This window comes from Pseudomonas sp. C2B4, from assembly GCF_013359695.1.
Lineage (GTDB): Bacteria > Pseudomonadota > Gammaproteobacteria > Pseudomonadales > Pseudomonadaceae > Aquipseudomonas.
Window position 1 is genome coordinate 41,156 of the sequence record NZ_JABFMU010000044.1, and the last position, 14,116, is coordinate 55,271.

The window sequence follows — 14,116 nt, forward strand, 5'->3', positions numbered from 1 at the left end:
ATCCAGCCGTCTGGTGACCACTTTCCCCTATAAGAATAAAGTTGAATTATGTCTAACCAAGCCTCCACGCCCTTGCGGCGCGTCAGCATCCTGGCGATCGACCGGGTTTTCGCTTCCACCCTCATGCAAGCCAAGGATTTCTTCCACCTCGCCAGCCTGCGCTACGGCAAACAATTGGGTCACGGCCTGGTTCCGGCCTTCGAAACCCGACTGGTCAGCCCTGACGGCAAACCGGTAAACAGTTTCAGCGATGTGATCATGCCGGTGGACGGCGGGCTGGAAAACACTGACATCATCATCATTCCCGCATTTTGGGATGACTTCGAAACCCTGTGCCAACGATACCCACAAGTCCTGCCCTGGCTGCGTCAGCAACATGCGCGTGGCGCGGTACTCTGTGGCGAAGCCTCGGGCGTGTTCTGGCTGGCCGAGGCCGGGCTGCTCGACGGCAAGGAAGCGACCACCTACTGGCGCTTCTTCAATACCTTCGCCGAACGCTTTCCCCGGGTTCATCTCAATCAGGACAAGCACCTGACCGATGCCGATAACCTGTATTGCGCCGGCGGCACCACCTCGGCATGCGATCTGTACATCTACCTCATCGAGCGTTTCTGTGGCGCCAATGTGTCCCAGGCGGTGGCCCGGGATATTCTCTATGAAGTACAACGCAGCTACTCGCCAGGACGCATTGGCTTTGGCGGGCAAAAGCTGCACCAGGACGGGATCATCCTGCAGATCCAGCACTGGCTCGAAGAGCACTTCGCCGACAAGTTCCGCTTCGAAGACGTCGCTCGCGAACACGGCATGAGCATCCGCAACTTCATGCGTCGCTTCCAGACTGCCACCGGCGACAAGCCGCTGCATTACTTGCAACGCCTGCGCATCGAAACCGCCAAGGGCTTGCTGTCCGGCAGCCGCAAGAGCATCAAGACGATCAGCTATGAAGTTGGTTATGACGATGCGAGCTTCTTTGCGCGCTTGTTCCGCCAGCACACGGACTTGTCCCCGAACCAGTATCGGCAGCAGTTTCAGCAGGCAGCATAAGATCCCGCGCTTTTGTAGGAGCAAAGCTTGCTCGCGATGAGCGATGACGCGGTTTAACCCATAGAACGCGTCGCTGCCATCGCTTGCACGTCGGATCGCCGCATTGCTTGATCCAGGTATCAATCTTTTCGATCTTTCTTTTCCCACAGCAAAGAACGAATGAAGAACGCCACAACGCCGATTTGTCTTATGTGAGTTAAGCGCCAAAAACAACAAGCTCTTTCCCTGTAATCAACGTTAGGTTTATCAGGGAAGATCAACAGTGACTATTGGATCAAGCTACAACTACCCTTCATACGTGACTCACGATGGCATTCGAAAGAAGCGCTCGATTACGAGTAAATGGACAGCACGTTTCCCTAACCCACCAGATTTGTGCTTTGACTATCGAACGCTGGTCGAACAGGAAAACGGAATCGCCAGGGCTACCGACCCGCAACATACAATCTGCATTATCGGCGCCGGGGTAACCGGGCTGACAGCCGCCAGAGAACTCTATCGCTGCGGCTTCACCAATCTCACCCTCATCGAACAATCCAGACGCATCGGCGGCAGGCACCTGACTGTTCCTGGTAGCCGCAACTCTACGGCAAGTCATACACCCTTTGAAATGGGCGCAATGCGTATGCCCTTTTTCAATCGGGCGGATGAGCCACCCACAGAAGGCCGGTCGATGATGGCTTACTACGCCAAGCAGTTTGACTTGGCGTTTTCAGACTTCGCTAACCCCGGAAGCCAATGGGTCAGTTCGACCGGCATCTATCTTCGAGAAGGCAGCATGGGAGGTGGATCGAAACCGCAGATGTTGATATGGAAAAACGAGAATGGCCTGACCCCACCTCCCGGTGAAGAACTGCAGAGGGTTTATGCGAAATGGAAAGCCTTCGCCGATCGCATGACCCGACACATCGCAGAGATTTATGCCAGCCAGGAATGGGAAGCCATGTGGGCCGCTATCGTCGAGAAATACGAAAGTGTTTCGTTCCGCGATCTGGTCAGTATGCCAGCACTGGAAACTTGGGATGATCGCTCGCCCGGAGATTTCGGCGGCATGGGAATGTCTGCGCAGGAATCTGCAATTTTTTATGCAATAGGTATAGGTGACGGTAGTTGGGGAGCGTTTTACGACGTCTGCTGCCTTTACCCCCTACGTACCGCCATATTCGGATTCAGCAGCCAATTGCAGTTGATCCATGGCCGGGTGAACTCAAACGGTGATCCTATGGATTCGCCACACCTCAACAGCGAAACCGTTTTTGACTCAGCGGGGCATAGTTTCGATAGGCCCCGCTATATCGGCCTCGCCGCGCTGGACGAGTGTCTGTTGTTCCTGAACACCGAGGAAACCGGACAGTCCGTTTACCAACATCTTGTTGAGAGAAACAGCGGACTATTCACCGACTCATCCGTCACCAAACTTGAGAAATTGGCCAACCAGAAAATCCGCGTTCATTTCAACTGGAAACACAGCCAACCCAGTCAACTCCAGGAACGTTTCGAAGACTTCGATTCGGTCATCATGACGTTACCCTCCTGGCTGATAGAAACTCGAATCCAGCTAGAAAACTTCACACAGGAGATGCTGCCTTTTGAGACAGTCAACGCGTACAAAACAGCGCATTGGGAAACCAGCTGCAAAGTGTTTGCACCGCTGAAAAAATCATTTCTCTCGAAAAACAAAAACATCCCGCAAGCCATCGTAACCGACAGTTTTATCCACGATATCTACACCTACCGCTACAACGACAACTACAGCTATGACTGCATTCTCCTAAGTTACACTTGGGAAGATGACGCAACCAAGCTTGCCTCGTTCAACGATAAGGAACTGGTATCCAAATGCGCTGAGGAGTTGGATCGCATCCTTATGAACTCCGCCAACATTAAAGAGAGAATTTCTCCCTACATAGGCATTGATCAGGCAGTGGTTCAGCGCTGGATCACAGATAAAAACGCCTTGGGGTGTGCAAAGCTTTACCGACCCGGCACCTACTACGATGCTGTGGGCTTGATGAAGTACAACCGGGATTTTTCGCATATCTCAGGTTTGTATCTGTCCGGTGAATCATTTTCAGTCGATGCTGGCTGGACGGAACCTTGTTTCCGCGGAGCCATCGATGCGGTCATTCATATATGCAACAAAACCGCCGCGACCTTCAACGGTGGATTTTCCATGAATGATTACCCGCACTATCAACTCAAATCCTGACTACATACCCGCTCCAGAGCCATGCACGCTGTACATGGCTCGCACTTCTACTGTGTGCTACCCGGTGCCATCAAGCATCTCGCCCATCATTTTGGGATAAGGACTACAACCTAAACGGAAGCAGCTGACTTACAACCCGCTCCCGATTCTCCTCTTATGAGCACGTCATTAAACAGCGTGTAAAACAATAAAAAGAGGTCATCGAAATGAGCGAGCCAACAAGCCCTGTTCGTGTAGCAGTCGTGCAATTCGACCCACAAGTCGGCATTGAGAAATGTGAAGACAACCGGCGTCGCAGCCTGCAATTGGCGCTTGAAGCGGTAAAAGGTGGTGCGAATCTGATTGTTCTGCCTGAGCTCTCGAATACCGGATATTTTTTCAGCAATCGACAAAATGCTTTCGACCATTCCGAGCCGGTTCCCGGCGGGTCGAGCGTGCAGCTCTGGATCGACTTCGCGTGCAAACACAACGTTTACCTTGTCGCAGGTTTGGCGGAACGCGACGGTATGCGACTGTTCAACACCAGCGTTCTGTGCGGGCCCGACGGATTCATCGGTAAATACCGCAAAGCTCACCTGTGGAATCTGGAGAAGCTCTGGTTTACACCGGGCGATCAAGGTTTCCCGGTATTCGATACACCCATCGGCCGTATCGGCATGTTGATCTGCTGGGATATCTGGTTCCCGGAGGTGCCACGAATCCTTAGCCAGCAAGGCGCAGATATCATTTGTAGCCTTAACAATTGGGTTTGGACACCGGCACCTCTGTTCGACGATGCGGGCAAGTGCATGGCGTCGTATCTGACGATGACAGCGGCTCACGTCAACAATGTGTTTATTGCCGCCGCCAGCCGGATCGGTGAAGAACGCGGCGCTCGCTACCTGGGGTGCTCGTTGATTGCTGGAACCAATGGCTGGCCAATTGGCGCCGTGGCATCGGCAGACAGGGAGGAAATCCTGTTTGCCAATATCGACCTGACCACCTCCCGCAGTGCGCCTATCTGGAACAGCCTGAACGACCTGCATCGTGATCGCCGGGCCGATCTTTACGATCAGATGCTTGGGTACACACAACATCCCTGCCTCCCACGCTAATCAGGAGGCAAACATCCATGAATGTTACAACCGACAAAAACCGTCTATCCCGCAAATCGCCCTTTGATGCTGCAGTCATCCTGCTAATGATCGCCGCGACATTGCTGATTATCTGGATTTCTTTTCGCAACCACTCTTTCTGGGGAGCGCATTGGCCCGGCTACGGCGACATGGTGTCGGCGCTACCCGAGCCGAGTGCCTGGTTGCGCTGGGTGCTGGGCGACATCAGCGAAGTGGCTTTTTACAAGCACGAGTTCGCCTCGGTCGGCCTGCTGGCGGGCGCCTATCTGGCTTACTGGGCGAATCGAACGGGGAAATCCTGGCAAGGGTTTGCCATCTCCTATGGAACCGGACTTTGGCCCTGGCTGGTCACCAGTTCACTGCTGGGACTGCTCCTGAGCAATCTGCTGTGGGGCTGGACGGTTACAGCTACAACCTGGCAGCCCACATTCGTCGCATTTGTCTCGCTGCCAGCTGCGATGGTGCTGATGTTTGGTGGAGGTTGGAAAGTCACTATCAACGGCGCAATCATGGGGGCTGTACTCGTCACGCCGCTGTGCCTGTTGATCGTCAACTACGTGTGTGAGCCGCTGGTCCTGCCTGCGGTGATCGGCAATGTGCTGGGCATGGCGGTTGCCAGCATCGTGGCTTTTCTACTTTGCCGCTACTGGCCGAATTTGGTGAAGCCCGAGCAGCCCAAGCCCCCCCCCCGCGTCGACCGCGGCTGCCGTTACCAAGGCGCCGGATCATGGTGTTATCTGGTACCTGCGCCGGATCCTGGCGGACTTCTCCGAAGCACCGTTTTTTGGCAATGAGCTAGCCAGCCTTGGCCTGATACTGGGTGCACTACTGGCCTACAACTTAAACCCCCTGAGTCCGGCATACGGCTCGGGGCTGCTGTTGCACATCATTGGCGCACAAGCATTGGCTTCGGCAATCGGGGTGCTGATCTGGCGTCGACAATGGATGTTATGTGGCTGGTATCCCACTTACATCCCGTTGGTATCTGTGGTGCCCGCGGCGATCCTGGCCTATGGCGGCAGCTGGCAAGTCATGGTCTCGAGCGCACTATTGGGGGCAATGCTGTCACCACCTCTGGCGAGTGCGATTGCCAAGAAGTTGCCCGCAGATATGCACGCCTACATCGCTAATGTCCTGTCGATGGCAATCAGCACGCTATTGATCGTACCCCTGATCGGTTTACTGATCGCGGATTAACGACTCCAGCCATTCGGCTGTAACGCAACCTCAATTGCGGATACAGCCATCTTTTCGTCAATAACAAGCGAGGTACCACATGGACCTGCCCAAACTGGCCGTCGCAGCGCTCGGCGGTACGGTATGCATGCAAGCGAGGAATGCCGGTGAAGGTGTTATTCCGACCGTCAGCGGCGAGACCTTGCTCACCGCCATACCGGAATTGACTACGCTGGCCCGCGTAACCGTTGAAACCTTGGGCATGCTGCCCAGTGCTTCGCTGGACTTCGAGTTTTTGCTGAGTGTGTTGTGCTGGGCAAAGTTTCAGGCCAAGCAAGGCGCCGTTGGTGTCGTGATCATTCAAGGGACCGACACCTTGGAAGAGGTCGCATCGTTTTTTGAGTATTTGTGGCCACACGACATCCCGTTGGTACTGACCGGTGCCATGCGTTCGGCAGCACAACCAGGAGGCGATGGACCGGCGAATCTGCTGGATGCGTGCCGCGTCGCCCTAGCGCATCACAGCCAACAGCGTGGTGTTCAGGTCGTGATGAACGGGCAGATTCATCATGCCTCCAACGTGCGTAAAACCGATTCGTTGGCGTTGCAGGCGTTTTCCTCGCCCGTCACGGGACCCATCGGCCTGCTGCTCGAAGATCGCGTTCATTATCTTCGCCCACCGCGGCATCGCGCGGTGTTACCCCTACCGCAAAAAACCTCACAGAAAGTGGCGATGCTTGAGGCCTCACTTTCCGCCGATACCTTGTTACTCGAAAACATCCTCGCGCTCGGATACGACGGGCTGGTGATCGCCGGGTTCGGTGCCGGTCATGTCTCGCAGAGCTGGGCGAAAGTGATTGAAAAAATCGCCAGAAAAATCCCTGTGATCATTGCCACTCGAACGGGCTCCGGCTCAACTGCAAGGGCAACCTACGGTTTCAGCGGAGGGGAGATGGATTTGATCAGCAAGGGTGCCTCGATGGCTGGATTTCTCTGCCCGCGAAAAGCGCGGACTCTGCTATGGCTGCTCATTGGCTGCCAACGTCAAGATGAACTGCCGCGCTATCTCGGTAGCGACATGGTTCTTCATCATTGACACAAAAACCTGTGGGAGCGAGCCTGCTCGCGATGACGTCGGCACATCCAGCACTAATGTGACTGACCCACCGCTTTCGCGAGCAGGCTCGCTCCCACAGGAATTACGGTAAACCTGTAGCGCAAAAAAAGGCCTGCAGTCGCAGGCCTTTTTCATTTCCCGAACGATCCTACGGCTTATGCGCCCGAGCCAGGAATTCATGGGACTGCATTTCCAGCAGACGACTGAGCGTGCGCTGGAACTCGAAGTTCAGGCGACCACCGGTGTAGAGGTCCTTGAGCTCGACTTCAGCAGAAATGATCAACTTCACGTTACGGTCGTAGAATTCGTCGACCATGTTGATGAAGCGTCGGGCGATGTCGTCGGTGGTGACGCTCATCTGCTCGACACCGCTGAGCAGCACGGCGTGGAAGATCTTGCCCAGTTCGATGTAGTCGTTCTGGCTGCGCGGGCCGTCGCAGAGCTCGCGGAAGTCGAACCATGCCACGTCATCGCAAGTGCGCAGAGCACGAATTTCGCGGTTTTCGATCATCAGCACATCGTTTTCGATAGCGGCCGTGCATTCCGGCGTCAGCGCGCGAAAGCTCTTGCGCAGGCTTTCGTGGGACGCTTCGTCCAGCGGGAAGTGGAACAACTCGGCTTGTTCGAGGTGACGCAGGCGATAATCGACGCCACTGTCGACGTTGACGATCTCGGTGTTCTGCTTGATCAGCGCAATGGCCGGCAGGAAGCGCGCGCGTTGCAGGCCGTCCTTGTAAAGGCCGTCCGGTACGATGTTCGAGGTGGCGACCAGGGTCACGCCGTTCTTGAACAGCTCTTCCATCAGGGTGCCGAGGATCATGGCGTCGGTAATGTCGGAGACGAAGAACTCATCGAAGCAGATCACCCGGGCTTCGGTAGCGAATCGCTTGGCAATAATGGTCAGCGGGTTTTTCTCGCCCCCCAGGGTTTTCATCTCTTCGTGCACGCGCTTCATGAAGCGGTGGAAGTGAGTACGGGACTTTTCCTTGAACGGTAGCGCTTCGAAGAAGGTGTCGACCAGGTAAGTCTTGCCGCGACCTACGCCGCCCCAGAAGTACAGGCCCTTGACCGGCGCCTGATCTTTCTTGCCAAACAGTTTGCCCAGCAGGCCCGGCTTGTTCTGCTCGGCCGCGACCAGGTCGTCGTAAAGGCGCTGCAAATGACGCACGGCGGTTTCCTGCGCGGCGTCATGGAAGAACTCCGGGCGTTTCAGATCAGCTTGATATCGTTCTAGGGGCGTCATAATTCGTTAGCAAGGCAACAAAAACGGGCCGTCACTGTAGCGATGGCCCGTGGGAATGGCAATCAGCCCTTGGTCGGGCCGAGCCGTTGATTATTCCTGAATCGGCGTCAGAGCAATCCGCAGTGCCTCGACGGCTGCATCGCGGGCGGCGCTGTCAGCGAAAGCCGGGCTATCGGCAACGCACTCGCCTTCCAGCCAGACGCTGAAACTCAGGTCCTCTTTGCGCACATCCAGTGGCTGACCCGATTGCAGCTGCTTGGTCACTTGTCCGGCGGTTTTGCCGTCGGCAAAGTTGCGTGACAGCAACAGTTGCTCGCCGTCGGCGGCCAGCAGGCGGAAGCGGAAACTGCCGTCGTCTTCACGGAAGCTGACAAAACGCGCGGCTTTCGCTGCCTTCTTCTTGGTAGTCGCCGCCACTTGCGTCTGGGCGACGAAAGAACGCAGGCCCACCGCCTCGCGCAGTTCGTTCAGGAACGGTGTCGCCACTGCACGGGCCTTTTTCGCGCCGTGTTGCAGGATGTCTTCCAGATCTGCCGGACGCTCGATCAGTTGGTGATAACGCTCACGGGATTCACCCAGCTCGTTGTCCAGCAACTGGAACAGACGATTCTTCGCCTCGCCCCAACCCAGGCCCTGCAACAGTTCGCTGCGGAATTCATCGGATTGCGCCGGGGTAGCAAACGCCTGGAACAGGGTGAACAGGTGCGAATTATCCGGATCTTTCGCTTCGCCCGGTGCGCGGGAGTCGGTGACAATCCGCGAAATCGCGTCTTTCAGTTCCTTGGCGCTGCTGAACAACGGAATGGTGTTGTCGTAGCTTTTCGACATTTTGCGGCCATCCAGGCCCGGCAGCGTGGCAACGCTTTCTTCGATCAGCGCCTCGGGCATGGTGAAGAACTCTTTGCCCTGACCGAACAGATGGTTGAAGCGCTGGCCGATATCCCGCGCCATTTCCACGTGCTGGATCTGGTCACGACCGACCGGCACCTTGTGCGCGTTGAACATCAGAATGTCCGCGGCCATCAGCACCGGATAGCTGTACAAGCCCATGGTGATGCCAGCGTCCGGGTCTTCGCCGGTCTCGACGTTCTTGTCCACCGAGGCCTTGTAGGCGTGGGCCCGGTTGAGCAGGCCCTTGGCGGCGACGCAAGTCAGCAGCCAGGTCAGTTCGGGGATTTCCGGAATGTCGGACTGGCGGTAGAAGGTCACGCGATCCACATCCAGGCCACCGGCCAGCCAGGTCGCGGCGATTTCCAGGCGCGAGCGCTGGATGCGCAGCGGGTCATCGCATTTGATGAGGGCGTGGTAGTCGGCCAGGAAGTAGAACGAATCGGCATTGCTGTCACGGCTGGCGACGATCGCCGGGCGGATGGCGCCAGCGTAGTTGCCCAGGTGCGGCGTGCCGGTGGTGGTGATGCCGGTGAGGATACGGGTACGAGTCGTCATGGGTAATCGCTTGTCAGACTGCAATCAATTCGAAAGACGCGGCAGGATAAGATCCTTGAGATCGGTCAGCTTGCCATGAAAAAAGTGTCCGCATTCTGCCACTTTCAGCAGCTCATGGGGACGTTCAAGCTTGTCGGACCATTGGTAAACGACTTGCGGGTCGATGACTTCGTCGGTTTCCGGCTGGATCAGGGTCAGATCGCCATGTTGCGGTAGTTGATCCTGATCCCCCAGGCGCATGACCGCGGGTGCGACCATGAACAAGTGTTTGACCTGTTCGCCTTTCGCTTCCAGACGTCCACCAAGACTGGCCGCAACAAAACCGCCGAAGGAGAAACCAAAAAGGGTCAAGGGCAAATCCGGGTGTTTGGCCCGAAACCATTCGGCCACAGCCTGGGCATCATCGACTTCGCCAGTGCCCATGTCGTGGGAGCCTTCACTGGCGCCAACGCCTCGGTAATTGAAACGCAGGGTGATCAAACCCGCATCGCGGGCGGTACGTTGCAGGGTCGACACCACCTTGTTGAGCATTGTGCCGCCCTGTACCGGGTTTGGATGGCAAATCAGCGCGATGCCGCGGCTCTGATCGTTATCCAGGTAAAGTGCTTCCAATTGCCCTACCGGGCCTTCAATCACTACAGGGGTTTCGCGCATAAGCAAGGAAGGAACTCCGTGACCTCGAATCGGGTCGACTCGTCTAGCAAATTGTCTGCGGCTGTCTATTACGAGTGAATCGCGGTATACAGCGCAGGTTCGAGCCGTTAACGTAAAGCAAAGCCGTTTATAGAGGAAGGACTCGTGGAACACTCGCTCTTAGTTTGGTTGTTACCGACTCTTGCCCTGGTTGTGGGTGTCGCCATTGGATTCCTGATCGCTCGCCTTGCGCCGAATGCCGCGCCTAGCAGCACGCAACGTCAGCTGGACGATATTCAGGAGCGTTTCGACAGTTATCAGAACGAGGTGGTTACCCACTTCAACAGCACGGCGACCCTGGTCAAGAAACTGACTCAGAGCTATCAGGAAGTGCAGGATCATCTCGCCGAGGGTGCCAACCGTCTGGCCCTGGACGAGCAGACCCGCCAACGCTTGCTGGCTTCGCTGCACGCCGACGCGGCACAGGCTCCACGGGAACGCCTGACGCCACCGCGCAACCAGGAACCACCGCGCGACTACGCACCCAAAGCCCCGAACGCCCCGGGCATGCTCGATGAGCATTACGGCCTGAAGAAGTAAGCAGGTTTCGGGCAATCAAAAAGCCCCCGGACAAGTGATTGTCCGGGGGCTTTTTGTTACTGACCCGATATCTTCGCTATCTGTCAGGGCCTCTTCGCGGGCAAGCCCGCTCCCACAAGGTTTGGCATGAAGCACAAATCTTGTGTACGACCTTAATCCCTGTGAGCGCGCTTGCCCGCGAAGAGGCCGGAACTGACGATAAAAAAGCCCGATCGGTTGAGAATCGGGCTTTTTTTACACCTGGGGTTCAGTCAGGCAATCAAGGGTACTGCTGAACATTGCCTTGCTGCTGGCCACCATACTCCTGGCCCGGAATCGCCTTGAGATTGACCTCGACACGGCGGTTCTGCGCACGGCCATTGACGTCAGCGTTGCTGGCTACCGGGTTATCCGGACCGGCGCCACGGGCGCTGAGGTTAGTACCGCTCACACCTTGCGAGGTCAGGTAAGTCGCGACGCTCTGGGCCCGACGCTGGGACAGGTCCATGTTGTGCTGACGGCTGCCGGTGCTGTCGGTGTAACCGACGATTTCGATCTGGTTCTGATTGAACTCTTTCAGCGAGCCGGCCAGGTTATTCAGCGGCTGGTAAAAGCTGGATGCGATGTTCGCCGAATCGGTGGCGAACGTGATGTTGCCCGGCATGATCAGCTTGATCTGATCACCCTGGCGCTGAACTTCAACGCCCGTGTTGGCCATGCTGGCCCGCAGTTTTTTCTCCTGCTGGTCGGCGTAGTAGCCGTAACCCGCGGCGGAAGCACCCACCACTGCAGCGCCGATCAGTGCGCCTTTGCCACGGTTGTTGTGGTCGATGGCGGCACCGGCCAGGGCACCGGCCAGAGCGCCTAGCCCACCGTATTTGGCAGTTTTGCTCATGCCCGTGGAGCCGCCATCGGCCTGGCCCTGGTTGTCGTAGGGGTTGGGTGATGCACAACCGGACAACAGCGCCACGGCAGTAGCAACAATAATCAAACGACGCGTGGTGAACATGAGGAGCTCCTACTTTTTTGCATTCTGTGGTGCAACGGACGCAAGCATCGAACCATTGCGGGCGTTGGAACGTTTTGGCAGACGAAAATTCCGCGAGTTACAAATCAGGCCCGAACAAAGGGATTCTCGCGCATCTCGTCACCCAGACGGGTGTCGGGACCGTGTCCGGCCACAACAATTGCCTCTTCGTCGAGGGTATACAGGCGCTGCTTGATCGAACGCACGATGGTCGCCTGATCGCCACCCCACAAATCCGTGCGCCCTACTCCACGACGAAACAGTGTGTCACCGGCAATCAGCAGCTTGGCCTCGGAAAACCAGAAGCTCATGGAACCCGGCGTATGACCCGGCGTGTGCAATGCCACACCGCAACCACAGGCCAGTTCTTCGTCATCGGCCAGCCAGCGATCGGGTGACGGTACGGGCGTGTAGGGAACACCGAACATCTGGCACTGCATCTCCAGGTTATCCCAGAGAAATTGATCTTCCTTGTGCAAGTGCAGGGTGGCGCCGGTTTTCTCTTTCAATTGACCGGATGCCAGGAAGTGATCGAGATGCGCATGGGTATGAACGATGCTGACCACCTTCAAGCCGAGAGCATCGAGGCGGGCCAGGATCAATTCATGATTGCCACCCGGATCAACGACGATAGCCTTTTTAGTGATTGGGTCGCCAATGATCGTGCAATTGCACTGCAAAGGGCCGACGGGGAAGGTTTCGCGGATAAGAGCAGGGCTTGGGGTGGTCATGAGAAGTCCTGAAAATCGATGGCCTGTCTTGGACAGTGTGAAGTGAGCCTCACTTCAGAATTCTACGTTACTCGTCGATACATTTCCCCGAGCCGGTTATCTGACGCCAGCAATCAGAAAATAGTGGCCATATGATACCAAGCGTATCAATTTTGTTGCAAAATCGAACTTTTGTAGCGGTCGCATTCAGGAAGGACCGCAGCGCACTCAGGAATTTCGCATGCCTACGCCTACTAGTTACTCCTTTAGCTTTCCTTCGTGGATGACCGGCATCAAGGCCGTCGACAGTCTCATCTCAGGCACCTATTGGCTAGGCAACGATTGGAGTCCCTTCGGGTCTACCCAGCTCAGCTACAGCTTCATTTCGGAAACCACTTCGTACTTCGCCACAAAATACAGTCCCGTAAATGAATACACTGATGCCTATTCGCTGACCTCCGAACAGCAAAACGCGGTCATCAATGCGCTAAGCACCTGGAGCGCCGTTGCAGATATCAAATTCACCCTGACCAGCGATACCCGTACAAACGTCGGCGACTTGCGTTTTGGTGGTTACTCCTCGATGGACTCCGATACGGCCGCCTGGGCCTATTACCCAGACAACAGCCCAAGAGGCGGGGATGTATGGATTGGTCCGGTAACCAACAACCCCAATCCTGTCAAAGGCACTTATGACTTCCTGACCTTTGTACATGAGATCGGACATGCACTTGGCCTGAAGCATCCGTTCTCTGCAAGTGCGACAAACAACCAGATTCTTGACCCATCGATGGACAGCGTTTTTTACACTGTCATGAGTTACAACAACGCGTACTCCTATGAACCGACGACGCCGATGTTGCTCGACATATACGCGATCCAAAGCCTGTATGGCGCCAACAATTTGTGGCAAGCCGGTGACACCGTCTACAAATGGGCTGCGGATCAATCAATTTTCGAGACTATCTGGGACGGAGGCGGTAACGACACTATCGATGGCAGCAACCAGCTTCAATCAGTACGAATCAACCTAAATGAAGGCGCTTTCAGCACCATCGGTAAAGCATTTCTCGATATCGCGCACCAGACGAATGTTACTGATGCATTGGCGATTGCTTTCGGCGCCAAAATCGAAAACGCCATCGGTTCGGCTTTTGATGACACGCTGATTGGCAATGACCTGAACAACACTCTCAATGGTGGCCTCGGCGCCGACACCATGATCGGTGGAGACGGCGTCGACACCTATTACGTCGACAACGTCGGCGACGTGGTGATCGAAACTGACTCGTCCCTCACTGCCTACGACCGGGTGTTCTCGTCCATCGACTACACCCTGGCCGCCAACGTCGAGAACCTGCTGTTGACCGGTAGCGCCAACCTCAATGGCACCGGCAACGCCGTGAACAACCGCATCGTCGGTACCAACGGCAACAACATTCTCGACGGTGGCCTCGGCGCCGATAACCTGGAAGGCGGTCTTGGCAATGACACCTACATCGTCGACAACCTCGGCGACACCGTCACCGAGACCAGTGCCCTGGCCAGCGAAATCGATACCGTGCGCGCCTCGGTAAACTGGACACTCAGTGCCAATGTCGAAAACCTGATTCTGACCGGCACCGCCCTCAACGGTACCGGCAACAATCTCGATAACACCCTGACCGGCAACGATCAGAACAACACCCTCGACGGTGGCCTCGGCGCCGACACCATGATTGGTGGCGCAGGTATCGATACCTACTACGTCGACAACGTCGGCGATGTGGTGATCGAAACCGACGCGTCCCTCACCGCCTACGACCGGGTGTTCTCGT

General features: G+C 56.1%; 11 protein-coding genes and 1 pseudogene. 7 read left to right on the top strand and 5 right to left on the bottom strand.

Annotation, left to right across the window (positions count from 1 at the left end; genetic code table 11):
- Positions 1-123 precede the first annotated feature (123 nt).
- From HNQ83_RS23040 to HNQ83_RS23060, 5 genes and pseudogenes are all read left to right on the top strand, one after another.
- The gene (locus HNQ83_RS23040; RefSeq protein ID WP_175391071.1) at positions 124-1,044 is read left to right on the top strand and encodes a GlxA family transcriptional regulator; all 921 of its coding nucleotides are present in this window, start codon (positions 124-126) and stop codon (positions 1,042-1,044) included.
- Between the two features lie 262 nt (positions 1,045-1,306).
- On the top strand, positions 1,307-3,253 hold the full coding sequence (locus HNQ83_RS23045; RefSeq protein ID WP_175391059.1) for an FAD-dependent oxidoreductase: 1,947 nt from the start codon (positions 1,307-1,309) through the stop codon (positions 3,251-3,253).
- Positions 3,254-3,459: 206 nt separating this feature from the next.
- A complete protein-coding gene (locus HNQ83_RS23050) occupies positions 3,460-4,347 on the top strand; it encodes a nitrilase family protein (RefSeq protein WP_175391060.1) in 888 nt (295 codons plus the stop codon).
- 17 nt (positions 4,348-4,364) lie between these two features.
- A pseudogene (locus HNQ83_RS23055) lies at positions 4,365-5,565 on the top strand (hypothetical protein).
- Between the two features lie 79 nt (positions 5,566-5,644).
- Positions 5,645-6,640 (top strand): asparaginase, encoded by a 996-nt coding sequence (locus HNQ83_RS23060; protein ID WP_175391061.1) that lies wholly within the window; start codon positions 5,645-5,647, stop codon positions 6,638-6,640.
- A 169-nt stretch (positions 6,641-6,809) separates the two neighbouring features.
- On the opposite strand, the gene zapE is transcribed toward HNQ83_RS23060, so the two are convergent.
- The 3 genes from zapE to HNQ83_RS23075 all read right to left on the bottom strand — a co-directional run bounded on the left by zapE (position 6,810) and on the right by HNQ83_RS23075 (position 10,004).
- Positions 6,810-7,904, bottom strand: coding sequence for a cell division protein ZapE (zapE, locus tag HNQ83_RS23065; RefSeq protein WP_020799783.1), 1,095 nt, complete (start codon positions 7,902-7,904; stop codon positions 6,810-6,812).
- Positions 7,905-7,994: 90 nt separating this feature from the next.
- Positions 7,995-9,350: a tryptophan--tRNA ligase gene (locus tag HNQ83_RS23070; protein ID WP_175391062.1), complete on the bottom strand. Its 1,356-nt coding sequence runs from the start codon at positions 9,348-9,350 to the stop codon at positions 7,995-7,997.
- 24 nt (positions 9,351-9,374) lie between these two features.
- Positions 9,375-10,004: an alpha/beta hydrolase gene (locus HNQ83_RS23075; RefSeq protein WP_175391063.1), complete on the bottom strand. Its 630-nt coding sequence runs from the start codon at positions 10,002-10,004 to the stop codon at positions 9,375-9,377.
- 144 nt (positions 10,005-10,148) lie between these two features.
- Here HNQ83_RS23075 and HNQ83_RS23080 point away from each other — a divergent pair, with 144 nt between their 5' ends.
- On the top strand, positions 10,149-10,583 hold the full coding sequence (locus HNQ83_RS23080; protein ID WP_047533043.1) for a YhcB family protein: 435 nt from the start codon (positions 10,149-10,151) through the stop codon (positions 10,581-10,583).
- A 259-nt stretch (positions 10,584-10,842) separates the two neighbouring features.
- On the opposite strand, the gene HNQ83_RS23085 is transcribed toward HNQ83_RS23080, so the two are convergent.
- Complete coding sequence (locus tag HNQ83_RS23085) at positions 10,843-11,571, bottom strand: OmpA family protein (RefSeq protein WP_175391064.1); 729 nt, start codon at positions 11,569-11,571, stop codon at positions 10,843-10,845.
- A gap of 104 nt (positions 11,572-11,675) precedes the next feature.
- A complete protein-coding gene (locus tag HNQ83_RS23090; RefSeq protein ID WP_175391065.1) occupies positions 11,676-12,320 on the bottom strand; it encodes an MBL fold metallo-hydrolase in 645 nt (214 codons plus the stop codon).
- A gap of 262 nt (positions 12,321-12,582) precedes the next feature.
- On the opposite strand from HNQ83_RS23090, the gene HNQ83_RS23095 reads away from it, so the two are divergent.
- Positions 12,583-14,116: M10 family metallopeptidase (locus tag HNQ83_RS23095; protein WP_256669141.1), on the top strand; the 1,534-nt coding region annotated here is incomplete at its 3' end.